Source organism: Oceanobacillus sp. GQ8, assembly GCF_059758495.1.
The window spans coordinates 385,907-410,228 of record NZ_JCAXEV010000001.1 but is presented as its reverse complement, the minus strand read 5'-3'; the positions used below and the strand labels follow the sequence as shown (position 1 = coordinate 410,228).

Sequence of the window (24,322 nt, the reverse complement as noted above, 5' to 3'; positions counted from 1 at the left end):
GTTTTTGTTCATCCCCCACTGATTGTTAGTTGAACGAATCGGGGTGTTAGCGGCCGTTTACTCCCACTTAAACATCACGGTTTCACTTCATGTTTCGAAGTGGGAGTTTTACGGACGCTTGCTCCGGGATAAACACAAACGGCCTACATCAGTAGCCCGTTATTTTTCTTGTGATGTATGGAACTCATGGTGTGCACGCTCTACTATCTCTTCTATTTCGACAGTCGACTCAGGTATTCCTTCCTTTTCTTTTCGCCAGCCAAAGTGCGCAAGAAATTCTATATTACCATCTCCACCGGTAATAGGGGAATATGTAAGATCAATTAATTCATACTCTTCCTCTGTTGCAAAATGAATAATATCCTTTAATACCTGTTTATGAACTTTCTTATCACGAACAATTCCCTTTTTTCCCACTTGTTCTCTTCCCGCTTCGAATTGTGGTTTAATTAACGCAATTACATCACTATTTTCTGCAAGCAATTGTCGAAGCACAGGTAAAATAAGTCTTAGCGATATAAAGGAAACATCAATTGTAGCAAGATTAGGAGTACCTTCCTGAAGCATATCTTTGGTAACATATCTAAAATTAGTTCGTTCCATTACAACTACACGATTATCATTTCGTAGCTTCCAGTCAAGTTGATTGTAGCCAACATCGATTGCATAGCTTCGCTTCAACCCATTTTGTAAAGCACAATCAGTAAAACCACCTGTAGAGGAACCCACATCTACCATTATTTTATCTTTTACTGATATACCAAAGTATTTTAAAGCCTTTTCAAGCTTTAGTCCACCTCTTCCGACATACGGAATAAGCTTACCTTTTACGGTAAGGGGGATAGCACTATCCACTTTCATACCAGGCTTGTCAAGGCGCTCCTGTTCCGAGTACACCAACCCTGCCATAATGACTCGCTTTGCCTTTTCTCTAGATTCAATTAAATTCCGTTCTACCAGTAGTATGTCTAATCTTGTTTTTGTCATCTTGTCTGTCCTTTATTACGTGTCTTATTTTTTGTAGTATTAGAAAACACAGTGATTTTTAATTTGTTTTCCACTAGGGATATTATTTTCCCAGCAAAAAAAATGATTCTTGTGGAGGCATTAATCCCAAAATATTTCCCTAATGCTTTCCCACCTACAGTTAATGCAGCTACAATACTTGTTAAAACAACTGATAGAATAATTTGTAGGGTGGAACCATCACCTTCGCCGAACAGGTTGGCGATCTGTAAAACAACGATAGCTGTAGCCGTACCACTGACAATCCCGGAGATATCTCCGATCACGTCATTACAGAAACTCGCGAATCTGTCAGCATTCCTTACGATCATAACTGCTTCCTTAGCTCCAGGTACCCTTTCTGCTGCCATGGCATGGAAAGGTGTTTCATCTGCTGCTGTTGCTGCAATCCCCATCATATCAAATAAAATACCGATGAGAACAATTAATAGGACAATGAACAATCCTACAAACCAAACTACCCCTCCTAAAATAGAGGAAGAGATAACTGAAAAAATAGCCGCTAGCACAAAAGTGATAACGGCAATGGTTAAGCTAAACTTCAAAGAACGCTTTATATTGGGATTCATTTCATACCTCGATTTATTGTTAAAATATGTAGTAAGGAATGGTCATTTAAAAGGTAAAAACTGTGGCTTAGGTCCAGTAGGTTTTCCCAAATGATTACCTCATGTTGCCATGTAGGCGGTTCCCCTTTAAAATCATCTTAGCATTGTCACCAATTGCTAGACTGGATTACCACTTAGTCCACACTATAATCCCTTTTAAAAGTCTTCGAACAGTCTAGGAGATTTCCTCAGCAGCCTTTAACCGTCCCCTAGCCTCTTTTGCAGTGCTGATTTCATAGAGATGAAAATAGTCAACCCATTGGCCATATGAGTTGCTACCTATGACTCTAATCCCCTCAAACACCACTCAAGGCAGGCTACGCTGCAAATATGATGTCCCTTACCATATTGTGCAGGTTCATACCCCATTCCATAATAGCTCCTAGGCTTAGTCGCTACTACAGAGATGGGCCTCCGCGGTAATCGGGTCAACGCCCACATGCCTTTGTGGATCGCCCAAAAACCTTAACTCCCAGCATAAACCCAAGGCTGGGCGCCTCAAGCCTACACAAGGAACTTCATCGATGTGCCCTTTGGCGAATTTTTAGGCCCGCCTTCAGAAACGGAAGACTGACTAGAATACTGCACCATTCCTTTTATAAAATTATTATAGCACAAACTCGCACGTTTTTCATTTATTTAAGCTGTTTTTCCAGTAAGTTTCATACTGATGCTGATTTGTTGTATGGTTTATTAAAAAAAGGCAAATTAATAATCACGATTGCTAAAATAATCGGTTAATTCCATAAGAGTCGAGCCTTCAGCTCCTGCAAGCTGCAATGCTTTTTTTGCTTCCGTTACATAGTAGTCTTTTCTATTTTGAGCACCTTCAAGTCCTAGTAATTTTGGATAAGTACTCTTTTGATTTTCTTCATCACTTCCAACAGGCTTCCCTAATTTCTCTTGATCTCCTGTTACATCAAGAATATCATCCTGCACTTGGAAAATGAGACCAAGATAATATGCAAATTTTTCTAATGCTGCAAGTTGTTTTTCATTCGCACCAGCAATATATGCGCCCGCAAAGACAGCAAACCTTAACAATTCCCCTGTCTTTAATGTATGGATCCGTTCTAACTCTTCCAGAGAAACCGCACGATCTTCTGCTTCCATGTCAAGTAATTGTCCACCTACCATCCCAGTAGGACCACTTACTTGTGCAAGCATTTTGACTAAGCGAATTCTTTGTTCATCAGAGAGACCTGTATCAGTTCCCACAATTTCAAAACTGTATGTAAGAAGAGCGTCACCAGCTAAAATTGCTGTGGCTTCATTGAAGACTTTATGATTCGTAGGTTTCCCTCTCCGATAATCATCATTATCCATAGCTGGCAAATCATCGTGGATAAGGGAGTAGGTATGAATCATTTCAAGGGCAACAGCAGTTGGCAAGACCTTCTCAAGTTTATCCCCATAAGCCTCGTAGCTTGCTAATAGCAGGATTGGTCTAAGTCTTTTCCCACCAGCTTCAACAGAATATAGCATAGATTCTTTAAGTACCTCAGGAATTGTTAGTTGATCAAGCTGGTTTATTAATTCTTTTTGAACCAGTTCCTTATTACGATCGATATATACACTTAAGTCCGTCAAAATCACTCTTCCCCCTCTACATGAAAAGGTTCTAAATCTCCTTGCTCATTCATAATAGTAGTCATCTTTTCTTGCACATTTTTTAACTTGTCATTACAAAGTTTAGAAAGCTTCATTCCATCCTGATAATACGTGATGGCTCTTTCTAATGGGACATCTCCCTCTTCTAATTTTTCAACTAGGCTTTCCAACTCCTTCATTGCCTCTTCAAACGAAAGTTCTTGTTTATCTGTCATTGCTCTCCTCCTCGATATCCTGTACCTGACAGTTTAATTTACCATCTGCTAGCGTTACTTCAATATAATCCTTTTTCTCAACATCTTTAACGGACTTAATTAATTCACCATCTGAACTGTATGGAAGGGCGAATCCTCTTTTCATTGTTTCTAAAGGGTTAAGCAAAGTCAGTTTATCAATTAGGCCGCTCCACTCCGTGGTTTTTCTCTGCAATATTTGCGACATACTAGCATTTTGCCGTTTTTTCATCTCAATAAGACGGTCCCCTGCACGGTTAATTTTCTCATTTGGATGTTGGAGGGCAATGCGATTATGCAAATTACGATAACGCTCTTGCAAGGTTCTTACCTGGTAGGAAAGCCCTTTTGTTAAAGATTCTACTGCAGTGTCTAGTGCTTGCTCCTTTTGTTTAATAAGCTGTTCAGGATACCTGAAAGCATAAGACTGTTTTAATTGCTTCAAGTGTTTCTGGTGAGTCGTTAATAGTCTTTCCAGCTCTCGTTGTACAGTTTTTCTACTTTTCCTAATGCTTTCAAACAACTCATCCTGAGACTGTACGGCAATTTCTCCTGCTGCAGTTGGAGTTGGAGCACGTAAATCGGCAACAAAATCACTAATAGTCGTGTCTGTTTCATGACCAACCGCCGATATAATAGGAGTCTTTGACTTAAAAATTGCTTCTGCTACTATTTCTTCGTTGAAACACCAAAGTTCTTCAATTGATCCACCACCCCTCCCCACAATCAGTACATCAAGGGAGAGTCGATTATTCGCAGTATCTATTGCTTTCACTACTGACTTAGCAGCATTAGGCCCTTGGACCAAAACTGGTATAACGGTTAATTCGGCAATGGGATATCTTCTTTTAATTGTGGTGATAATGTCCCTAACCGCTGCGCCTGTTGGTGATGTTATGATACCAATGCGTTCAGGGAAAAGTGGTAGAACTTTTTTATATTCCGCATTAAAGTAGCCTTGCTTGCTCAGCTTTTCTTTTAACTGCTCATAGGCAAGATATAACGCCCCTATTCCATCTGGTTCCATATCCTGTATGTAAAGCTGATATTGCCCATGGGCTTCATAGACACTTATTTCGCCTTTGATTAGCACATTCATTCCATTTTCTGGCCTGAATTTTAAAGACCGATTATTGCCAGCAAACATGACAGACTGCATTCTTGCCTGTTCATCTTTAATAGTCATGTACATATGTCCACGGCTATGCTGCTTGAAATTAGAAATTTCCCCTCTTAGCCATACATTTCTTAAGTGTGGATCAGTATCCATTTTACGCTTCAAATATCTAGTTAATGCAGTAACAGTTAAATACTTGTCTTTCACGTCTATGCCAGCCCTTTTGCAGCTTTAATCGTATTTTCAAGCAACATTGTGATTGTCATCGGACCAACTCCACGAGGAACAGGGGTAATGTAAGATGCCTTCTCTTTTGCTGCTTCAAAATCTACATCTCCTGTCAGGGATCCATCTTCCAATCGATTTATCCCTACATCGATCACGACAGCTCCTTCCTTAATATGCTCTGCACGAATGGCATTTACTTTGCCAACTGCCGCAATGAGAATGTCTGCTTGTTGCGTCAACTGCTGTAAATTGGTTGTTCTTGAATGGCAATATGTAACAGTAGCATGTTCATTTAGCAACAATTGACCTACTGGTTTTCCGACAATATTGCTTCGCCCAACTACCACTGCATGTTTTCCAGCAATAGGAATGTTTTTTGATTTAAGCATTGTAATAATGCCGAACGGGGTGCATGGCAAGAATGCATCCTCACCAGTCATCATCCGGCCAATATTAATGGGATGAAAGCCATCTACATCTTTTTCATAGGAAATGGTATCAATGACCTTTTGTTCCCGGATTTGTTTAGGAAGTGGTAATTGAACAAGAATACCATGAACGGATGGGTCTTCATTAAGTATTTCAATTTGCTGCAGCAATTGTGCCTCAGTCGTGTCACTATCCATTTCGATTACATCAGAAAGGATTCCTGTCTCTTTGCACGCTTTCTTTTTGCCGTTGACATAGCTTTTCGAAGCAGGATTGTCACCAACCAAAATAACGCTTAATTTGGGATAAATACCACGATCATTTAGCTCTGATACCTTCTGATTCATTTCCAGTCTCAATTCGTGTGCTAAGTCTTTTCCGCTTATTATTTCTGCAGCCATTGATTACTTCCCCTTTATTTATTTATTTTAGATAATACACCGTTAATAAACTTACCAGATTTATCATCGCCGTAAGTATTAGCTAGTTCCACAGCTTCATTTATGGATACATTAACTGGAATGTCTTCGAGATACTTCATCTCAAATGCAGCAATTCGTATAATTGTCTTTTCAACAGAAGCGATCCGTTGTAGACTCCAGTTCTCTAGGTTGTCGGAAATGATCTTGTCCAATTCCGTTTTATGTGATGCTACTCCTTCAACGAGCAATGTTAAAAAAGCATCATTCTCCTCTGATTCAAGAAACTCAGCGATAGCCTGTTTCGGTTCATTATCGTTTATATCCAATTGGAAGAGTATTTGAAATGCTTTCTCCCTTGCTGCATGTCTATTCATTCTAAATTAGCTCCTTTTATCCTTATCTCCTACAAATCATAACATGATTGAAATCTCAATGCTAGAATCAAACTAATAATCCACACGTCAAAAAGAGCTTACCATCACAGGGCTGAAAAATTAAAAACAGGATCAGAAGAAGTTACTTTCTGATCCTGTCTAAACCATATCCCTATTCTTCGTAATTATCGTGCTCTTCTTTAATATCCATCTGAATGCCAACAACATGAATATTTATTTCATCAATTTCTAATGCTGTCATATTCTTCAGAGTTTGACGTATATTTGTCTGTAGATTTTGAGCAACCTGTGGAATGGAGACGCCGAAATGCAATATTACGTAGAGATCAATCAGTATGCCACTTTCTGTCAGCTCTACCTTGACACCCTTACTATGTGCTTTTTTCCCAAAACGTTCTGCTACTCCGGATGCAAAGTTCCCACGCATTGCATATAATCCTTCGGTTTCGGCAGCTGCAATACCAGCGATTACTTCTATTACTTCAGGTGCAATTTCCACACCACCAAGGCTCGTATCATCACTCACATTTAACAAAGGCTGTTCACTCATCGTCTCATCACTCCTTTATTAATACTTTCTTCTAATCCCCTTTTTCGAGGATTGGGTGATCTTCAAGAAACTTTGTATTAAAATCACCTTCGATGAAAATTTCATGTTCCATCAGTTGACGATGGAACGGGATTGTTGTATGAACCCCCTCGATAACAAATTCATCGAGTGCCCTTCTCATACGGTCAACCGCTTCTTTACGTGTTGCACCATATGTAATCAACTTAGCAACCATGGAATCATAATACGGTGGGATATAATAACCAGGGTATGCGGCAGAATCCACTCGAACACCTAGACCACCTGGCGTTAAATACATGTTAATTTCCCCAGCAGATGGCATGAAATTTTTGAATGGATTTTCTGCATTGATCCTACACTCTAGTGCCCAACCATTAAACTGGATGTCTTCTTGTTTGAAAGAGAGTTCTTCATTATTTGCAATTTTAATTTGCTCTTTAATCAAATCTACACCTGTTACTTGCTCTGTTACTGGATGTTCAACCTGAATCCGAGTATTCATCTCCATAAAATAGAACTCATTTGATTTTCTGTCAAAGATATATTCAATGGTTCCTGCACCCTCATAATTAACCGCCTTTGCAGCTTGCACAGATGCATCACCCATTTTTTGTCGTATTTCTTCCGTTAAGGCTGGAGATGGTGATTCTTCAACCAACTTTTGAAGACGTCGTTGTATTGTACAATCTCTTTCCCCTAAGTGTACTACATTCCCGTGTCTGTCAGCCAACACTTGTATTTCCACATGACGAAAATCTTCAATATACTTTTCAAGATAGACGCCAGGGTTTCCAAAAGCTGTTTCTGCTTCATTCTGGGTAATCTGGATTCCTTTAACTAACTCTTCCTCTGTTCGTGCAACGCGGATCCCTTTACCGCCCCCACCAGCAGTGGCTTTAATAATAATTGGGTAACCAATCTCTAAAGCTAATCCTTTCGCTTGCTCCTCATCTTCAATGATACCATTAGAACCAGGAACAATCGGAACATTTGCTTGTTTCATTGTTTCTCTTGCGACATCCTTAATCCCCATTTTTTGAATCGCTTCAGGGGTTGGTCCAACGAATGTAATATTACATGCTCTACAAATCTCTGCGAAATCGGCATTTTCCGCTAGAAAGCCGTATCCTGGATGAATGGCGTCTACTTTAGTAGATGTAGCCACGCTCATAATATTTGTAAAGTTAAGGTAACTGTCCTTCGATAAAGTTGGTCCAATACAATATGCTTCATCTGCCATTTGCACATGAAGTGCTTCTTTATCTGCTTCAGAGTAAACAGCGATTGTTTCAATGCCCATTTCCTTACAAGCACGAATAATCCGAACAGCTATTTCTCCTCTATTAGCAATCAATAATCTTTTAATCACACCATACATCCCCTTACTTTGTGGTTACTCTAAACAATGGCTGCCCGTATTCAACTAGATCGCCATTATCTGCAAGAATTTCCACGATTTCTCCCTTTACTTCCGCTTCGATTTCATTAAATAATTTCATTGCCTCTACAATACACACAACAGTAGAAGGATCTACTTTACTGCCGTTTTTCACAAAAGGATCACTTTCAGGCGTAGGTGCCATGTAGAAAGTTCCCACCATTGGTGAAACAATCTCATAGTCATAAGCCTTGCTTTCTGTTTCATTGTTTGATGTATCTGCTTCTGTTTGTGCTTGGGTTTCTGTTGTATTCACAAGTTTTTCACTTTGTGTTGCGACTGGAGCTGATACATTAGGCACTGGAGCAGTTACTGCTGGTACACCAGTCTCATTATTTTTCTTCATTTTCACGGTAGTTCCGTTCGTTTCATACGAAAATTCATCAATAGATGATTCATCAATTAGTTTAATTATTTCACGTATTTCTTCTACCTTTAACATATTTACAGGCACCCTTTCATTTCTATAACTTTAATATTAGGTACTAATAACTCCTCTTAATATAGTACGATAAATGTATGGTAAACATCAAGATAATTTCACTATTGCACTCTCAGAAGTCCATTATAGTTAATACAGGCATTGACTGAAAGCACACTTCTTTTACTATGCTTCTTGAGGTTTCAACGGCTCTTCTGCCACCTTCCCATACTCTCTAAGAACCTCCGTAATCTTATCTTTTGTTTCTTCAGATATCACGATGCAGTAGGAACTAAAAAGATGTCGTTTGAAGACTAATTCATAACCCGCTTCGTTGACCTCTTTAGTATGGCCATAGAAACGATGGTCGATATCAATTGGCTTGAACTGGAATGATTTTATGTCTTTCCAATGTACAAATCGCCCCCCATCCAATAGACCGTCCCTTACAATAGAGTACATATTGAATAAATTATGCAAGTATAAAAGCGAAATAGCCGGAGTCAGAAGTAGTGGCCAATTTTCAAGAGATACTGTGTGTATAAACAATGCCAGCATAAACAAAAGGAACACTCCATATATTATGATACCATTTTTCTGGTTCTTATAAGTTGGCCGGACTACTGGCCTTACAGGATGTCTTCTGATTGCCATAATATCCTTCTCCTCAACTGGGAAAATGGCTTTTTTTCTCATCTTCACTAAAACTTGAATGTACCGCATGATATGGTAAGCAATTAGCATTAGAAATAAAACGATCACCGTGATTTTCAAAAAACTCACATTTTCTGAATAACCTTTTTCCATAAATTACATTTATTATTCTTTATTACTTAGCTGAAACAAACTATTGTGGGATACTTCTTATTATAAGTATAAACGATCTATGGAAGAAACTGGAGTACTATGTGTATATTTTCAGAAAAGATTTCCTTTTTGTCTAACTGCTTCTAGCGCTTCACGGTACATAAAAAAACCGAACACCCTAAAGTGTCCGGTTTTCCTTATTACTCTTCTTCACTGCTTGCTGGCTGATAATTCACATCTACAACCACATCTCTATCAAATTCATCCCTTACCATCTGCATAATGTTATTTGCCTCGGTCGGTGATAGTTCTTCAGCTCTTACGTGTACGTGTACTTTATCATCCTCAGAGCGGACGAGAACATCTGGATATTCACCAGACTCTGCAATACTTCCTTCCAAAATTGTTTCTTTTGTTTCAACTTCTTCAATCACGTCAATCTCTTTTAATGCTTCATCTTTTTCTTCAGGTGAGCTTGAGCTTGAAGCAACGACATCTGTAAGACGATCCTTTGTTTTACTTCGTTGATCGGTGAGTTCCATTCTAATTGTTGTAAATAGTTCATTTTCTCCAAGGTTTGAAATACTATCCACTTCTGTCTCATCTTGGTTTCCATCAGCTTCTCCCTCATCCTCAGAAGGATCAGTTGATGCAGCTTCTTCTGAATCATCTTGTCCATTATTTAGATAAGCCAGATCTTCACTATCAGGTGAAGTCATGTAATACACACTCAACACAATCATGAGACTCAACATAGTTAGTAACCAAACAGTTTGCTTTTTTAACATTATTTCTTCCTCCCTTTAATTCTTTGGCATTACTGATACTCTATGTGTTGGAACATCAAGTACGCGAGATGTTGACTCTATTATCCAATTCTTTACCGAAGCGTGGTCTGCCCCTTTGGCGACTACAAACACACCTCTTACTTCCGGTTTCTTTGTTTGGATAAGCAATGGGACTTCCCCTTCACCTTGCCTGACTAATACGGTTTGTGCTTCTTCCGTACTGTCCTGCACCTTTCTTGTGCCACCATTTTTGTCTGACTCATCTGTTGATTGCTGGCCGTAAATAAGATTTTTTTCATAGACTTTAATTTTAGTTGATTCAAGATTGACCATTACCTCAGCTTCAGATACACCTTTTATATTATTTAGCATGGATTCGAGATCTTTTTTATAGCTTTCTTCCAATTCAGAGATGTCTGAGGTGGTCATATCTTCATTTGATTTAACCTGTTTAGCAGTTTCTTCTGATTCTTCATCCAGGTTATGCGTTATCTCTTGCTGTGGTGGTGTCTCATCAGAAGAAGTAAATAAATTGCCTACAATGATTAACATCAGACCACCTAGTGCAAGAATCAGCATATAGCCTGTCTTTTTCGAAGGACCTTTGGCTCCATTTTTAAAAAGTTTATCCAATAATTGTTTCAAGATGCCCCTCCCTCCCAAATGATGGTCAGTTCTTTCTCTTGTAAATCCCAAACATCTCTTAACAGACTTACTATTTGTTTTTCTTCTTCTTCATTATCTTTTGTGACTGCTGGCTCTTCCGTGTTAATTACCACATCTTCAACTATACTCACTGCTCCCTCCCCATCTTCTTCTATTTCTCTTATACTAACAATGACCTCATCGAGAACTTCGAATGATATTTCATCTTCCTGAGAAAACAAGAAGCTTATATCTGTAATCTCGACATGATAGTCCTCCAGTAATGGATCCTGTGCAAGATCCGTAAGTTGGACAGCCATTTGTTCTAAAATATATGCAGACTGTGATGTTTCTATTTCACTTTTTTGAAATTCGATTAAACTTTCTACATCTTCTCCTTCATTTCCCTGCTGTATCACCTGCTGAAAGGAACGGTTTAACTGGCTTCCAATATCAATTTGAAATAAATAGAAAACAGGTTTTAAAAGGATCAAAATTAGAATTAATCCTACAATTAACTTGATATATTTCTTCATGGAGGTTGAGGGCATTAATAAATCTATTATGGTAGCTAGTAGTACAAATATGATAATTTGGGTAACCCATTGGATCAAAGCATCCATTTTTCATCATCCTATCGTAAAAGCAGCGTTAAATTACTAGCTATGACTATAATCACAATTGCTAATAGAAACATAAACGACACAGCCAGCATGCATGCTAGAATGTATACGATATATTTACTGATCGTATTTATACTTGAAATAACTGGCCCATCGCCTAGCGGCTGTAATATTGCTGCAGCAATTTTATAAATGAGCGCAATTGCAAATATTTTTAGTGCAGGGAATAAAGCAATAAATATAATGAGTAGTAATCCGACTAACCCTACTGCATTTTTCAATAGTAAAGAGGCACTAAGAATGGTGTCCGCTGCGTCCGTAAATGTTCTGCCAATGACAGGAATAAAATTACCTGTAATAAATTTTGCAGTTTTCATTGCGACACCATCCTGAATTGCACTGGTCGCACCTTGTACGGACATAACCCCAAGAAATATCGTGAAAAAGACACCCAGCATCCCCAACCCTACTGTTTTAAACAGATTTGCAAGATGCGTTACTTTATAATTCTCACTAAGACTACTAACAATTAGCAGAAGGGCTGATAAAAATAAAAGCGGTAAAATAATAGTGGAGACGAGAATACCGCTAAAATTCACTAGAAAAATAATGATTGGATGGAAGAATGATACGGATACTATGTTCCCAAAAGTAGCCATTAAGCCTAGCATTAATGGAAGTAAGGCAATCATAAAGCTGCTCATCGTATCAATGGCTTCCTTGGCATAGGAAACAGCGAGATAAAAGCTGTTCAATGCAATGAATATTAAAACAATATAGACTACAAAGTAGGCGATTTTACTTACAGAGCTCTTTTCAAAGGCATTATGCATTGTTTGCAGAAGTACCGAAAACAAGATAAGCATAATTAACAAACCTAGTAATTTACCGTTTATAATCAGTTCATGAAATAAAAATTCTAGTAGTCCATTTATTGCATTTTTAATAGAAAGTTCACCGTTATCTTTAATAAACTCATATACACTCGTCTTCTCCAATTCTGGAAGGTAACCACCATATTCACTTACCAGGTCTGTCCAATAGCTCTGTACCTCTGTTAAGGACACTTCTTCAAGTACCTTATCGCTAGGATCTTCCACACTAACTGTAGGCGATGCACTTACCGAGGCTTGTCCAAACAATAAACAGAAAAAAACGGTTAGGAACAGGATTGACTTCTTATTTGGCTTCATTCACTATAACTTCCCCCTTCAAAGGAAATGGAGGGATTTGACTACGTTGTAGGTAGAAAACGTATAATGGCTTCGATTACAGCGCTAATAATCGGAACCGCAAGTAAAAGGATAAATATTTTCCCTGCCAGTTCAATTTTTGCAGCTACTGAACCTAACCCAGCATCCTTTGTAATCCCCGCCCCAAGTTCAGCAATATAAGCAATTCCTATTATTTTTAGAATGGTATCCATATACATACCTTCCACGTTCGCTTTTGTACCCAATGATTGAATCAGCTGAAAAATACTGCTAATCTGCTGGATGACCGAAAAGAAGATAATTATCCCGGTTATCAGAATGACAAAAAACGCCATGGAGCTGTTTATCTCTTTTAAAATGATATATAAAATGCTAGCAACGATACCAAGTGTTACAATTTGTACAATATCCATTAACGATTACCCTTGAAAGAGAAAGACTGATTTAATTTGCTGGAAGAGATCTGATAGTCCGTTAATAACTACAACGAGTACTATAATAAAACCTATCAGTGTAGCAAATTGAGCAATTTCCTCTTTCCCCATCTGTTTTAAAATGGTATGAATAAGCGCCACAATTATGCCAATGCCAGCTATCTGAAATAGAATGGATGCATCTGTAAACATGGACTGGCTCCTTTCACTAATAATGCGTGTCCATAAAGGTGGATTATGTTTTTCCTACGTTGTTTGGAAAGTATTCCATTAAACGCAAGATATTCATCAATTAGGGCTTCATGTATTTCCTTATAAAAGAAGTAAAACAACAAACAGTCCACACAAAACGCCGAGACTTTTCGCCATCTTGCCGTATTTTAAATGGTGATCCCTTGCTTCTTCTAATTCGCGTTCTAGGTGACTGAGCGTGAGTTGAATATGCTTTTGTTGTTGGTGAAAATCATGCTGCCCCAGGGTTCTCCCAAATTGCTTGATTATTTCTTGCTCATTACGTCCTAAACTTGAGTACTTCATCAGCCCATCAACCGATTGTTCCCATACTGAAAATAGATCGCGCTTATCGTGCTGTAGTTCGGAATATAAGGTGTCAAAAAACTTGCTAGTTGGCTGAGGTGTTTGTTTGGCAATTACCAAGAACGCCTCATTTAGTGGAAGCTGACTATATAAAATCTCAGCCTCAAGTATTTGCAATGCATTCTTTAATTGCCTTATTTGCTTTGGTCTATTAGAGAGTCTGCTACTCCACTCAAACCCTACCCACGTGCTCGTTATGACGAAAAGAAGTGCCCCAATCCATTGCATGTGGCCTGTCCTCCGTTACCTCTGAAATAATCTCACCATACTCGTTATAAACTTTACTAATTTGTCCAGGAATTCGTTTCCTGTCTAATAAAATAAACCGTTGAAAAACATGTTGCTCAAATAAATTGTACAAAGATGGTCGTTTTTTTAATTCCTCTAGGCTTTTTCCATGGATGGAACTAATAATAATAACACCCGCATTTATCGCTTCTAGTAATGCTTGTACATCTTTTTTGCTACCTATTTCGTCGACAACTAAGACTTCCGGAGACATGGAGCGTATCATCATCATCATTCCTTCTGCTTTCGGACAGGCATCCATGACATCAGCTCTAGTACCTATATTGTGTTGTGGCACTCCTTTTATTGAGCCGGCAATCTCGGAACGTTCATCGACAATCCCAACTTTCCTTGCTGAAATATTCTTCCAACCTGAAGCTATTTGCCTTGCAGTATCACGGAGAAGTGTCGTTTTTCCTGTTTGCGGAGGACCAACGAATAATGTATTAAGATAGTCTTGCTGGTAAAGAGAAGGCATAATTTTATCTGCACAGCCAATTCTTTCCTTTGCTACACGAATATTTAAGAACGTTATGTGCTGAATCGCTTTTACTGCTCCTTGCATTGTATTAACTTTCCCAGCAATTCCGATTCTGTGTCCGCCTTCAATCGTAATATAGCCTTCGCGTAATTCGTCTTCCATTCGATATAAAGAGAACTCACTAAGTTGATTTACCATATAGGTAAAATCCTGTTTAGTCAGCGTGATCGCTGTATCCCATTCGTTCCTCGTGTTTAGGATGATTTCTAACTGCTTATTCAGTCGACATCGAATTTCTTGAAGCTCATTCCACCTGCCAGCAATATGCTTCTGAAGGGGTGCTTGCAATCCTTCTGGAAATAACCGGATTATTTCTTCCATATAAAACTTCCTCACTTTGCTTGATAGCTTATTATTAAATGTATGATGAAATTAAGCATTTATGACTTAGAAAGTAGCTCAGCTTCCAGTAAATCTATTTTAAGAGAAACCCAATTTGTGCAATGATAGATGTCAGCGCAACATTATATTCTTTATTACATAAAAAAAGAGGCTGTACCAAAATGAATTGGTACAGCCTCTTTTTTATTTCTTCATGCTTTGAAATTTATGCTCTTGATACATATTTTCCATCAGAGGTGTTGATAACAAGCACGTCTCCCTGATTAATGAAAAATGGAACTTGTACAGAATGGCCTGTCTCTAGTTTTGCTGGTTTAGATCCACCACTTGCTGTATCTCCTTTTATCCCAGGTTCGGTTTCAATAACTTCTAACTCTACGTTATTTGGAAGGTCTACTCCTAATATTTCGCCATCATAAGTAATGATATGAACTTCCATATTCTCTTTAATGAATTTTAATTCATGTTGGATTTGATCAGTTGTTAGCTCAATTTGTTCATACGAGTTCGAATCCATAAATGCATGAGCATCCCCTGAAGCGTAAAGATATTGCATCTTTCTATTTTCAATATGTGCCTTACTTACTTTCTCTCCGCCGCGGAATGTTTTTTCCTGAATATTCCCATTACGGAGATTGCGTAGCTTAGATCTAACAAAGGCTGCTCCTTTACCAGGCTTTACGTGTTGGAATTCCAAAACCTGCCATATATCATTGTCAACTTCAATTGTTAGTCCTGTTTTAAAATCATTTACTGAAATCATACTTATTTTTTCCTCCTCATCAAAAGCTCAACTTATAAATGTATTAATTCTTTTGGTGCGTGTGTGAGGCGTTCATTACCCCTCTCGGTTACAATAATATCATCTTCAATCCTGCATCCGCCAACTTCTGGAATATAAATTCCTGGCTCAACCGTTACTACCATACCGGCTTCTAGCTTCTTATCACTTCTAAAGGATAATCCAGGACCTTCATGTACTTCTAGACCAAGACCATGGCCAGTTGAATGGCCAAAATAGTCTCCGTAGCCTTTTTCCGTAATATAGTCCCGTGTCAGTGCATCTGCTTCTTTACCCGTAATACCTGGCTTAACACCCGCTACACCAAGAAGCTGTGCCTCTAAGACTGTATTATAAATGGTAGTGAGTTCGTCACTGATTTCTCCTACTGCAAAGGTTCTTGTAATATCTGAACAATACCCTTCATACCATGCTCCGTAGTCAAGCGTTACCAACTCACCTGAGTTAATTTCTTTATTTGAAGCCACGCCATGCGGTAATGCTGAACGAAGACCAGATGCCACAATAATATCAAAACTGGAGGAAACAGCACCTTGTTTTCGCATGAAAAATTCAAGTTCGTTCGAGACATCAATTTCCTTAACTCCAGGCTTAATAAAGGACTGTATATGTACAAAAGCATCATCCGCAATCTTAGCAGCCTTTTTCATTACAGCTAGTTCATCAGCTGTTTTAATAAGTCGCATTTCTTCAACAAGACCACTAATAGGCTTCATGTCAACATCAAATACTTTTTTATAATTTTCATATTGGGCAAAGGTTACATGATCCTTTTCAAAACCAAGGTGTTTAATACCCATTTCCTTTAGCTGGTCACGTATTTCTTGTTCAATTAATTGTTTGTGCTCTACAACTTGAAATTCAGTTGCTTGTTCAGTAGCCTGAGCGGTATAACGAAAATCTGTTATAAAACGTGCATGCTCTTTACTAATAAGTGCTACCCCGGCAGTTCCAGTAAATCCAGACACGTAGCGTCTGTTAATAGAACTAGTGATAAGTATTGCATCCAACTCATTTTTTTCTAACAATTCACGTAACTTTGTTAGCTTCCCCACTAAGAATCATCCCTTTCTCTATTACATTTCTATACGTAAAACGATGGATGACTTCAGTTTATCATAAACCTTCGTAATTAATAAGTATTTACGTTCTTTTGCTGTGCAATTTAGCCTGCTATGCGTGCTTGTTATGTTCATTCTTCTCTTTCATTACTTTATCATGGTAATCATAAGATAATGAATATCCAATAAAAGTTCCATATAAGACATAGAGACAAATAGTCGTCACAATCGTTTCTTGATTAAATTCCTGAATGGGTTTAATATTAGTGAAAATTGGATCTAATATAAAAAACAAGATCCCCCATAAGATCACACCATAAACAGCCCCCATCCACATGGAGTTTATTTTCCGCATGAAAAGGTAATAGATAAATGCTACCAAAACAGACAAACCACCTAGGATCATAATAGTGATTACGGTACCAAGCCATCCATCAGTCCATGTGGCTGTTGTCCATGAACGCAAAACGTATGATTTTGGTGCAACCTCTGTAAAGTTAAAGTAGGCTAAAATTGTAGCAATAAGCCCCCAGAACACACCACCGACAAATCCAGTTACTGCGGACTGACTAAATAATGTTAAGGGCTCTTCTCTTTTATTTTGGTCTAATTGTTTCTTATCGCTCATTTGATCACCTCGCTTAATATTATGACCAATATAAGAATTTGCAATCCTATATAATGTGATGTTTTCTTTCTGAGCAACTGGTTTTCCGCATCAAAATCAAGTAAAATAAAAACAAACCATTCTAGTAAAACTGAATACTTTTAAGTGTTATAGGAAATAATAAATAATAAGAGCATATAGAAAATGGGCTTTAGGAATAAATAGTGCGATAACCTCGTAAGGAAGAATTGGAATTAATTTCAGAATGGTGGAAAAACAATGCAACGGAATAAAATCTCCATATTTATTTATCTCATTATTGGTTTAGCTGCTATCGGTTTAGTATCTCAACTTTTGACAAATACAAGTGGGTTTTTTACTAACATCTTAGTCATGATTGGTACGGGGATTGTTTTTTTTGGTGTTATTTATTTTTTATTTTTGCGTAAGCGAACTACTTCGGATGACATGAAAAAATACAAGCAGGCAGTAAAACAATCGAAAGCAAAATACCAAGACAATCGGCCCGTCTACCACACACAGTCAAAGGGAACCAAATCAGTTTCAACACCGACTAGAAAGAAAGTGTCAAAACGGGCTTCTCACCTTAGGGTAATTGAGGGAAATAAGCAGAAAAAAAATGACCGCGCTACTTTTTAAGTAGGGTCATTTTTATTTTGGCCATTTTTGTAAGAAAACCTCAGCACTTTCCATTCCTATATCTATAAGGTTCTCCTTCGTTGATTCATTAATAGATAAGTTAATTGCACCAATTCCTTCTACCGGGACAAAGATGATGTTTCTTTTTTGTGCTGTAGATATGTAACGTGTGTCATGGGCCATTTTCATTGTGGCAAAAAGCGCCTGAAACATATCTAGTGCGTTTCGTATCCTTCTAGGCTCTGTATTTTCCACAGTCTCACTTAACTTAACACCAAGAATCGGTCTATCCTGTTTTCCTTTTTGGTTATCAAATATCCATAGAGGAAAGTTGCTTAACAGCCCACCATCTACGATAATACTTTTAGTATTACTTTTTCCGGGAAGCTTTTTAGGCATAAAAAAATAAGGAAATCCCGCGCTCATGCGGACAGCTTTTGCAACAGGAAAATGTAGCGGATTGATACCATAAATTCTTTCCAAGTCATCTGGTATAACGACAAGCTTACCTAGTGACAAATCACTTACCACTACTTTTAAATACCCTCTGGGGAGATCGTTAAATGTATAGATGTTTTTCTCAGCAAGCTGGCTATATAACCAGTTTTCTAATTTGTCGCCTTTGTTAATGCCCAGTTGAAAATAGAGAAATACCCACTTACTAAACGGTAACCACTTTGTAATCAGAGGCGGGTCGAGGAACATTTTAAGATCAAGTTCATCTAGCTTTAAACGAATATCATCGACATCAAATCCAGAAGCCAAAAAAGAAGCAATAATAGCGCCTGCCGATGTCCCAGCTACACGTTCAAGCTTCAATTCCTTACTTTTCAACACTTCTAAAACACCAAGAAATGCATAGGCTTTTACACCGCCACCTGAAAACACACCATCGATTTTCATGACACCACTCCTTATGCCTGACAAAGGATGTTTATACATTTTTAAGCATAAGGATGACATAATAGAACTATTTTTTATTTCTCAGCTTGCTTTTGGATGTCTCTTAATTGATTAACCCGCTTACTATCTTGCTTAAAGTAGTTCACTAAGTCACCTATACGGTCAATGGAATTCCAGCTTAGATGATGCTCAATTCCTTCAACATCTTCATAAATATTTTCTTTTTCAACTCCGATGATTTCTAAGAAGTCTTCTAATAATTCGTGGCGGAAGACTAGTCTTTCTCCAACCTTTTTCCCTTTAGCTGTAAGAATGAAGCCTCTATATTTCTCGTAATTTAAATAATCATCTTTATCAAGTTTTTGTACCATTTTTGTAACGGAAGAAGGATGTACTTCTAGTGCTTCGGCAATATCGGAAACTCTTGCATATCCCTTCGATTCCATTAAGTTATAGATTTGCTCTATATAATCTTCCATACTTGGTGTAGGCATGTATTCTCCTCATTTCAAGAATCTTTTTTTATCTAATGCAAAACTGTTTCTAATAAAAGGATACATGAAATAATATTGTTATACAAGTGGTTGCAAATATACCAACTCTATTGACTTGGTTCAAAAGAACGAAAATACTTTGAAAAAATAGCTGTTTGCGCATATAATAGAGAAGAAGTATACGGACAGACGGGGGAAAAACTAGCATGGAATTTTTAGTAATCGCTATTGTTGCTTTATTGGTTGTTGGCGTATTTCGCTACTTTAGACAGAAAAACTACCTGAAGGTACTTACAGAGCAACAGTTCAGAGAAGGCTATCGTAAAGCACAATTAATCGATGTCAGGGAACCACAGGAATTTGACAAGGGGCATATCCTTGGCGCAAGAAATATACCATTGACACAAATGAAACAACGTTTAATTGAGATGAGGCCGGACAAGCCTGTATATCTATACTGCCAAAGTGGGTCACGATCAGCGCGTGCGGCTCAACTTCTAAATAAAAAAGGCTATACAGATATTTATCAGCTAAAAGGCGGATTCAAGAAATGGACAGGTAAAATTAAAGCCAAATAAAAAAATCCTGGGGTGCAAATGACCTCAGGATTTTTATTTGTTTCCATAGAAAATGTTACTATTTTTGATATCTTAAAACTGGTTTTCTTGCAGCGAGTGTTTCATCCATTCGATTCACAATCGTATTATGCGGGGCTTCCTGAACTATTTCTGGATTATTCTCTACCTCTTTCGCAATAGCTAACATGGAATCTATAAATGCATCTAATGTTTCTTTAGACTCCGTTTCTGTTGGCTCCACCATCATCGCTTCTTCTACATTAAGTGGAAAATAAATGGTTGGTGGATGGTAGCCAAAATCAAGCAGTCTTTTAGCAATGTCGAGTGTTCGAACACCTAGCTTTTTTTGTCGCTTGCCAGATAATACAAATTCATGCTTGCAGTGCTGGTCATATGGTAAATCATATTCCTTCTGCAGTTTTCTCATCATATAATTTGCGTTAAGAACTGCATATTCACTTGCTTTCTTAAGTCCTTCCGCCCCCATTGTTCGAATATACGTGTAGGCACGAAGGTTAATTCCAAAATTGCCATAGTAAGGCTTTACTCTACCAATAGAAGAAGGACGATCATATTCAAATACATATTTTTCTTCTTTTTTGGTAAGTAGAGGTTTTGGCAAATAGGCGGCAAGTTCCTCCGATACACCTACTGGTCCCGATCCAGGACCACCCCCGCCATGAGGGCCTGTAAATGTTTTATGAAGGTTTAAATGGACTGCATCAAATCCCATATCCCCAGGTCTGGCATACCCCATTATTGCATTGAGATTTGCACCATCGTAGTACAATTTCCCGCCTGCACTATGAATAATCTCAGCCATTTCTATTATCTCCGTTTCAAATAATCCAAGCGTATTTGGATTTGTCAGCATAAGTGCGGCTGTTTTTTCATCCACAACCCGTTTTAAGTCATCTAAATCAACTAAACCATTTTCATTCGTTTTTACCGTTATAGCCTTAAACCCAGCTACTGTTGCGGACGCAGGATTTGTACCATGGGCTGAATCTGGCACAATAACATTTGTCCGATTAACGTCCCCATTTGCTTCATGGAAAGCACGGATCATCATGAGGGCCGTCCACTCGCCGTGAGCTCCAGCTGCTGATTGCAAAGAAACTTCATGCATCCCTGTAATTTCCTTAAGAGAAGACTGCAGGTCATACATCATTTCCATCGCACCTTGAACACTTTCTGTTTCCTGATATGGGTGGATATGGCTAAATCCATCAAATCGTGCTACATCTTCATTCATCTTTGGGTTGTATTTCATTGTACAAGAACCAAGTGGGTAAAAACCGGAATCCACGCCGTAATTTCGATTTGATAACCCTGTATAATGGCGCATGATGTCCAATTCACTTACTTCAGGTAAATCTGCTGGGGTAGTTCGGATATAATTACTTTCTATATCTGCATCCAGATCAAAATCCGGGATATCTAATTCAGGTAAACTATAGCTTGTACGTCCTTCCTTGCTACGTTCAAACATTAACGGAAAATCCTTCTTATTCATGCAAATCCCCCAATTCCTTCACAAAGATGTCTATCTCCTCTTTTGTACGGCTCTCCGTAACAGCAATCAACATATGATTTATAAGTTCAGGATAATTCTCTCCCAAATCATATCCACCAATAAACCCTTTATTTAAAAGCTGTTTATTAATTTCACTTATGTTGGACCCAAGATCCACTACCAATTCATTAAAGAACATCCCTTCATGTGCAACTCGCAGGCCTGTCTCTTTCAACTTCTGTTTCATGTACCGAGCTTTTTTCATATTTAAAACTGCCATTTTTCTTAAGCCGTGTTTTCCAATCGAACTCATCGCAACAGAGCTTGCAAGTGCGTTTAACGCCTGGTTCGAACAGATGTTTGACGTAGCTTTATCTCTTCGAATGTGCTGTTCTCTTGCCTGTAATGTTAAAACAAACCCTCGCACACCGTCCTCATCGACCGTTTGGCCTACTAAGCGTCCAGGTACTTTGCGCATTAATTTATCCGTGGTTGCAAAATAGCCACAATGTGGTCCGCCAAATTGCGCAGGAATACCAAAGACTTGCGTATCCCCTACCACAATATCAGCGCCGAACTCCCCAGGTGGTGTCAAATAGCCAAGTGAAAGCGGGTTACTTGAAGTAATAAGCATTGTTTTGGTTTGGCTCTTTACCAGCTCATTAATTTTTTCCAATGGCTCTATTTGACCAAAGAAGTTTGGATATTGCACAACGACACTTGCAGTATCCTCATCGATTGCGTCTGCCAATTGCTGTAAGTTCGTATACCCATCTTCACAGTCAATTTCCACAATTTCCAGTTCTGGCCCTTTTGCATATGTTTCGATAACAGCACGTGATTCTGGATGTACTGCTTTGGACACGAGAATTTTTTTTCGTTTTGTATGAGCTGCACTTAAATTAACAGCCTCTGCTAGAGATGTTCCGCCATCATACATCGAAGAATTGGCTACAGGTAATCCAGTTAATTCGGATATCATGGTTTGAAATTCAAAAATTGCCTGTAGTTCACCTTGAGAAATTTCTGGCTGGTAGGGCGTATAAGCAGTATAAAATTCGGAGCGTGAAATTACATGATCTACAACAGATGGAATATAATGATCATAAACACCAGCTCCTAAAAAAGAAGCATGTGTTTTAAGATTTACATTTTTATTTGCCATATCGGCAAGTTCCTTCTTTAATTGTGCTTCATTTGCTGGCTTTTTTAAGTTTAAACTTCCTCTAAAGCGAATCTGTTCTGGTATATCAGCAAATAATTCTTCCGTAGAGTCCACACCAATTGTTGCCAACATCTCTTGTTTGTCTGAGTCTGTCATCGGTAAATATCTAAATTCCATCTCGGTCCCTCCCTATTTCTCTCTTTTATAAAAAGGTGTTTTAATTACAACACTACTTAATTCTCTGTTTCTTACTTGAACAGTCAATTGTTGGTCTAATTGAGCTAATTCTCGTTTGACTAGTACCAGGCCAATGTTTTTTTTCAAAGTTGGAGATTGTGTTCCCGATGTCACAAATCCGACTTCTTCTCCCTCATAGAGAACTTTGTAACCATGTCTCGGAATCCCCTTATCTATCATTTCAATACCGACAAGTTTACGATCAGGTCCTTCTTCTAATTGTTTCTTTAAAACTTCACGACCAATAAAGTCTCCTTTATCCACTTTCACAGCAAATGTTAAGCCAGCTTCAATTGGCGTAATGGTTGCGGATAACTCTTGCCCATAGAGTGCTAGATTTGCTTCAAAACGCAAGGTATCTCTTGCTCCTAGACCAATTGGTTCAAGTCCTTGGTTTGCTCCTTTTTCTAATAAAAGATTCCATAAATCGGGTGCATAATCTTTATCAATATAAATTTCAAATCCGTCTTCCCCTGTATACCCTGTTCTTGAAACAAGGGCAGTCGCTGCAATGTTGCCGATCTTAACGCTCTGTGCGAATCGGAAAAATTTTATTGAACCTAAATCAGTGTCAGTCAGTTGCTGTAAAATTCTTTCTGCCAGTGGCCCCTGTAAGGCTAGTTGCGCATAATCATCGGATACATTGCTGATCGAAACCTCGTCATTTGAGTAAGTGTTATTCTCTACTAACCATTCATAATCTTTTTTTGTATTTGCAGCATTTACAACGAGTAGATAGTCATTTTCTGCAAGCATATAAATAATAAAATCATCTACTGTTCCACCATCTGGGTAGCACATCAGTGTATACTGCGCTCGATCTGGAACAAGTTTTGTAACATCATTTGTCGTGATCCCCTGGAGGTATTCTTTGCTTTTGGGCCCTGTTACGTGTATTTCGCCCATATGTGATACATCAAACAGCCCTGCCTTTGTCCTTGTAACTTCATGTTCCTGTTTAATGCTTGAGAATTGAACTGGAAGGTCCCACCCGCCAAAATCAATTGTCTTCGCCCCGCTTTTTTTATACTCGGAATACAATGGGGTGCGCTGTAGATCAGTCATTATCTTCACTCCTTTTCACCACTTTTAGTGGAAAAATTTTTACACTTATTCACCTATAGCGACGATGAATGTTTTTATAAACTTGGATCGCTATTATGCATTAATTCCAAGCGTACAAAAAAAGACAGAGATTCCACTGTTAATCAATGAAATCTCTGTCCTTAAACCAGAAAGTTGCATAGCTGTCCCTATTATGTACATACAGCTACTTGCTTCGTGGGTGGTTTACTTATGTAAACTCTCTCCAGAGGTGCGTCCTACAAGAGTCTTTTTGCCTGAGAGATTCGCATATTTGCTTGCTCCTTCGGCGTTATCTTCCAAATTGACTAACGAAATGGAACGATAATCTCTCCCCATGTAATCATTCGCTTTTATGAAATAGTTGAAGTTGGATATACTATGTACTACTTATTACAGGGAATGCTCTAATTTCAAATTCATTATAGCATAGAAATG

Annotated in this window: 29 protein-coding genes and 2 riboswitches; of the genes, 2 read left to right on the top strand and 27 right to left on the bottom strand. The window is 38.3% G+C overall.

The features are described 5' to 3' along the window. Positions 1 to 159: 159 nt before the first annotated feature. The 22 genes from AC6CHS_RS02200 to AC6CHS_RS02095 form a co-directional block, all read right to left on the bottom strand. Entirely contained in the window at positions 160 to 987 is an 828-nt protein-coding gene (locus AC6CHS_RS02200) for a TlyA family RNA methyltransferase (RefSeq protein WP_498233799.1), read from the bottom strand. After that, positions 984 to 1,595, bottom strand: coding sequence for a hypothetical protein (locus AC6CHS_RS02195; RefSeq protein ID WP_498233798.1), 612 nt, complete (start codon positions 1,593 to 1,595; stop codon positions 984 to 986). The genes AC6CHS_RS02200 and AC6CHS_RS02195 overlap by 4 nt, the downstream gene beginning before the upstream one ends. 747 nt (positions 1,596 to 2,342) lie before the next feature. Then, positions 2,343 to 3,227: a polyprenyl synthetase family protein gene (locus AC6CHS_RS02190; RefSeq protein ID WP_498234544.1), complete on the bottom strand. Its 885-nt coding sequence runs from the start codon at positions 3,225 to 3,227 to the stop codon at positions 2,343 to 2,345. Next, a complete protein-coding gene (locus tag AC6CHS_RS02185; RefSeq protein WP_036572668.1) occupies positions 3,227 to 3,460 on the bottom strand; it encodes an exodeoxyribonuclease VII small subunit in 234 nt (77 codons plus the stop codon). The genes AC6CHS_RS02190 and AC6CHS_RS02185 overlap by 1 nt, the downstream gene beginning before the upstream one ends. Continuing rightward, positions 3,450 to 4,802: an exodeoxyribonuclease VII large subunit gene (gene xseA / locus AC6CHS_RS02180; protein ID WP_498233797.1), complete on the bottom strand. Its 1,353-nt coding sequence runs from the start codon at positions 4,800 to 4,802 to the stop codon at positions 3,450 to 3,452. The genes AC6CHS_RS02185 and xseA overlap by 11 nt, the downstream gene beginning before the upstream one ends. A 2-nt stretch (positions 4,803 to 4,804) precedes the next feature. After that, positions 4,805 to 5,653, bottom strand: coding sequence for a bifunctional methylenetetrahydrofolate dehydrogenase/methenyltetrahydrofolate cyclohydrolase FolD (gene folD / locus AC6CHS_RS02175; RefSeq protein WP_498233796.1), 849 nt, complete (start codon positions 5,651 to 5,653; stop codon positions 4,805 to 4,807). A gap of 14 nt (positions 5,654 to 5,667) precedes the next feature. Continuing rightward, positions 5,668 to 6,048 (bottom strand): transcription antitermination factor NusB, encoded by a 381-nt coding sequence (gene nusB, locus AC6CHS_RS02170; protein WP_498233795.1) that lies wholly within the window; start codon positions 6,046 to 6,048, stop codon positions 5,668 to 5,670. Positions 6,049 to 6,220: 172 nt separating this feature from the next. Then, a complete protein-coding gene (locus AC6CHS_RS02165; RefSeq protein WP_498233794.1) occupies positions 6,221 to 6,619 on the bottom strand; it encodes an Asp23/Gls24 family envelope stress response protein in 399 nt (132 codons plus the stop codon). Positions 6,620 to 6,650: 31 nt separating this feature from the next. Next, positions 6,651 to 8,009, bottom strand: a complete 1,359-nt coding sequence (accC, locus tag AC6CHS_RS02160; RefSeq protein ID WP_498233793.1) for an acetyl-CoA carboxylase biotin carboxylase subunit — start codon at positions 8,007 to 8,009, stop codon at positions 6,651 to 6,653. 13 nt (positions 8,010 to 8,022) lie between these two features. After that, positions 8,023 to 8,520, bottom strand: coding sequence for an acetyl-CoA carboxylase biotin carboxyl carrier protein (gene accB, locus AC6CHS_RS02155; RefSeq protein ID WP_498233792.1), 498 nt, complete (start codon positions 8,518 to 8,520; stop codon positions 8,023 to 8,025). A 165-nt stretch (positions 8,521 to 8,685) separates the two neighbouring features. After that, positions 8,686 to 9,306, bottom strand: a complete 621-nt coding sequence (locus AC6CHS_RS02150; protein WP_498233791.1) for a hypothetical protein — start codon at positions 9,304 to 9,306, stop codon at positions 8,686 to 8,688. A 200-nt stretch (positions 9,307 to 9,506) separates the two neighbouring features. After that, entirely contained in the window at positions 9,507 to 10,094 is a 588-nt protein-coding gene (locus AC6CHS_RS02145) for a SpoIIIAH-like family protein (RefSeq protein WP_498233790.1), read from the bottom strand. Between the two features lie 15 nt (positions 10,095 to 10,109). Next, a complete protein-coding gene (gene spoIIIAG / locus AC6CHS_RS02140) occupies positions 10,110 to 10,739 on the bottom strand; it encodes a stage III sporulation protein AG (protein ID WP_498233789.1) in 630 nt (209 codons plus the stop codon). Further along, a complete protein-coding gene (gene spoIIIAF, locus AC6CHS_RS02135) occupies positions 10,736 to 11,362 on the bottom strand; it encodes a stage III sporulation protein AF (RefSeq protein ID WP_498233788.1) in 627 nt (208 codons plus the stop codon). Before spoIIIAF ends, spoIIIAG begins: the two co-directional genes overlap by 4 nt. Positions 11,363 to 11,373: 11 nt before the next feature. Then, positions 11,374 to 12,555 carry a stage III sporulation protein AE gene (gene spoIIIAE, locus AC6CHS_RS02130; protein ID WP_498233787.1) on the bottom strand — a complete coding sequence of 394 codons (1,182 nt, stop codon included), beginning with the start codon at positions 12,553 to 12,555 and terminating at the stop codon, positions 11,374 to 11,376. A 41-nt stretch (positions 12,556 to 12,596) separates the two neighbouring features. Beyond that, complete coding sequence (gene spoIIIAD, locus AC6CHS_RS02125; RefSeq protein WP_106896908.1) at positions 12,597 to 12,989, bottom strand: stage III sporulation protein AD; 393 nt, start codon at positions 12,987 to 12,989, stop codon at positions 12,597 to 12,599. 6 nt (positions 12,990 to 12,995) lie between these two features. Beyond that, positions 12,996 to 13,202 carry a stage III sporulation protein AC gene (gene spoIIIAC, locus AC6CHS_RS02120; RefSeq protein ID WP_036572644.1) on the bottom strand — a complete coding sequence of 69 codons (207 nt, stop codon included), beginning with the start codon at positions 13,200 to 13,202 and terminating at the stop codon, positions 12,996 to 12,998. A gap of 120 nt (positions 13,203 to 13,322) precedes the next feature. Beyond that, positions 13,323 to 13,835, bottom strand: coding sequence for a stage III sporulation protein SpoIIIAB (gene spoIIIAB, locus AC6CHS_RS02115; RefSeq protein ID WP_498233786.1), 513 nt, complete (start codon positions 13,833 to 13,835; stop codon positions 13,323 to 13,325). Next, positions 13,780 to 14,757 carry a stage III sporulation protein AA gene (spoIIIAA, locus tag AC6CHS_RS02110; protein ID WP_498233785.1) on the bottom strand — a complete coding sequence of 326 codons (978 nt, stop codon included), beginning with the start codon at positions 14,755 to 14,757 and terminating at the stop codon, positions 13,780 to 13,782. The genes spoIIIAB and spoIIIAA overlap by 56 nt, the downstream gene beginning before the upstream one ends. Before the next feature lie 226 nt (positions 14,758 to 14,983). Further along, on the bottom strand, positions 14,984 to 15,541 hold the full coding sequence (gene efp / locus AC6CHS_RS02105) for an elongation factor P (protein WP_498233784.1): 558 nt from the start codon (positions 15,539 to 15,541) through the stop codon (positions 14,984 to 14,986). Between the two features lie 32 nt (positions 15,542 to 15,573). Beyond that, a complete protein-coding gene (locus AC6CHS_RS02100) occupies positions 15,574 to 16,635 on the bottom strand; it encodes a M24 family metallopeptidase (protein ID WP_498233783.1) in 1,062 nt (353 codons plus the stop codon). A gap of 118 nt (positions 16,636 to 16,753) precedes the next feature. After that, the gene (locus AC6CHS_RS02095) at positions 16,754 to 17,269 is read right to left on the bottom strand and encodes a YqhR family membrane protein (protein WP_498233782.1); all 516 of its coding nucleotides are present in this window, start codon (positions 17,267 to 17,269) and stop codon (positions 16,754 to 16,756) included. A gap of 258 nt (positions 17,270 to 17,527) precedes the next feature. Between AC6CHS_RS02095 and AC6CHS_RS02090 the strand changes: the two genes are divergently transcribed. Then, complete coding sequence (locus tag AC6CHS_RS02090) at positions 17,528 to 17,908, top strand: SA1362 family protein (protein WP_498233781.1); 381 nt, start codon at positions 17,528 to 17,530, stop codon at positions 17,906 to 17,908. Between the two features lie 12 nt (positions 17,909 to 17,920). Here AC6CHS_RS02090 and AC6CHS_RS02085 read toward each other — a convergent pair whose 3' ends face one another. Both AC6CHS_RS02085 and mntR read right to left on the bottom strand, forming a co-directional pair. Further along, positions 17,921 to 18,811, bottom strand: a complete 891-nt coding sequence (locus tag AC6CHS_RS02085; RefSeq protein ID WP_498233780.1) for a patatin-like phospholipase family protein — start codon at positions 18,809 to 18,811, stop codon at positions 17,921 to 17,923. Between the two features lie 74 nt (positions 18,812 to 18,885). Next, positions 18,886 to 19,305 (bottom strand): transcriptional regulator MntR, encoded by a 420-nt coding sequence (gene mntR / locus AC6CHS_RS02080; RefSeq protein ID WP_036572634.1) that lies wholly within the window; start codon positions 19,303 to 19,305, stop codon positions 18,886 to 18,888. Between the two features lie 206 nt (positions 19,306 to 19,511). Here mntR and AC6CHS_RS02075 point away from each other — a divergent pair, with 206 nt between their 5' ends. Continuing rightward, entirely contained in the window at positions 19,512 to 19,883 is a 372-nt protein-coding gene (locus AC6CHS_RS02075; RefSeq protein ID WP_036572633.1) for a rhodanese-like domain-containing protein, read from the top strand. A 58-nt stretch (positions 19,884 to 19,941) separates the two neighbouring features. On the opposite strand, the gene gcvPB is transcribed toward AC6CHS_RS02075, so the two are convergent. Genes gcvPB through gcvT form a run of 3 tightly spaced genes read right to left on the bottom strand, consistent with a single transcriptional unit; the run spans position 19,942 to position 23,866 of the window. Beyond that, a complete protein-coding gene (gcvPB, locus tag AC6CHS_RS02070; RefSeq protein WP_498233779.1) occupies positions 19,942 to 21,399 on the bottom strand; it encodes an aminomethyl-transferring glycine dehydrogenase subunit GcvPB in 1,458 nt (485 codons plus the stop codon). Further along, positions 21,392 to 22,741 carry an aminomethyl-transferring glycine dehydrogenase subunit GcvPA gene (gcvPA, locus tag AC6CHS_RS02065; protein WP_498233778.1) on the bottom strand — a complete coding sequence of 450 codons (1,350 nt, stop codon included), beginning with the start codon at positions 22,739 to 22,741 and terminating at the stop codon, positions 21,392 to 21,394. Before gcvPA ends, gcvPB begins: the two co-directional genes overlap by 8 nt. Before the next feature lie 12 nt (positions 22,742 to 22,753). Next, positions 22,754 to 23,866: a glycine cleavage system aminomethyltransferase GcvT gene (gene gcvT / locus AC6CHS_RS02060; RefSeq protein ID WP_498233777.1), complete on the bottom strand. Its 1,113-nt coding sequence runs from the start codon at positions 23,864 to 23,866 to the stop codon at positions 22,754 to 22,756. Positions 23,867 to 24,019: 153 nt separating this feature from the next. Continuing rightward, a riboswitch (glycine riboswitch) is annotated at positions 24,020 to 24,116 on the bottom strand. Between the two features lie 3 nt (positions 24,117 to 24,119). Beyond that, a riboswitch (glycine riboswitch) is annotated at positions 24,120 to 24,231 on the bottom strand. Positions 24,232 to 24,322: the final 91 nt, after the last annotated feature.